1 rRNA gene is annotated in these 915 nt (G+C 52.9%); it reads right to left on the minus strand.

The features are described 5' to 3' along the window. A 23S ribosomal RNA gene (locus M4I23_RS19555) occupies positions 1–915 on the minus strand; the annotation flags it as partial.

Genomic DNA, 915 nt, shown 5'->3' on the forward strand with positions numbered 1-915 from the left:
CTTAGAGGCTTTTCCTGGAAGCATGGCATCAATGACTTCACTACCGTAGTAGCTCGACATCGTATCTCAGCGTTAGTAGTGGTCCGGATTTACCTAAACCACCCGCCTACATACTTGAACCTGGACAACCGTCGCCAGGCCCACCTAGCCTTCTCCGTCCCCCCATCGCAATTGTAAGAAGTACGGGAATATTAACCCGTTTCCCATCGACTACGCCTTTCGGCCTCGCCTTAGGAGTCGACTTACCCTGCCCCGATTAACGTTGGACAGGAACCCTTGGTCTTCCGGCGAGCGAGTTTTTCACTCGCTTTATCGTTACTCATGTCAGCATTCGCACTTCTGATACCTCCAGCAGCCCTTACAGACCACCTTCAACGGCTTACAGAACGCTCCCCTACCCCACATACCCTAAGGTACGTAGCCGCAGCTTCGGTGTATAGCTTAGCCCCGTTACATCTTCCGCGCAGGCCGACTCGACCAGTGAGCTATTACGCTTTCTTTAAATGATGGCTGCTTCTAAGCCAACATCCTGGCTGTCTGAGCCTTCCCACATCGTTTCCCACTTAGCTATACTTTGGGACCTTAGCTGGCGGTCTGGGTTGTTTCCCTCTCCACGACGGACGTTAGCACCCGCCGTGTGTCTCCCGGATAGTACTCACTGGTATTCGGAGTTTGCAAAGGGTTGGTAAGTCGGGATGACCCCCTAGCCTTAACAGTGCTCTACCCCCAGTAGTATTCGTCCGAGGCGCTACCTAAATAGCTTTCGGGGAGAACCAGCTATCTCCCGGTTTGATTGGCCTTTCACCCCTAGCCACAGGTCATCCGCTAATTTTTCAACATTAGTCGGTTCGGTCCTCCAGTTAGTGTTACCCAACCTTCAACCTGCCCATGGCTAGATCACCGGGTTTCGGGTCT

This window comes from Algibacter sp. L4_22, from assembly GCF_023473045.1.
In the GTDB taxonomy this organism is placed as follows: Bacteria; Bacteroidota; Bacteroidia; order Flavobacteriales; family Flavobacteriaceae; genus Algibacter.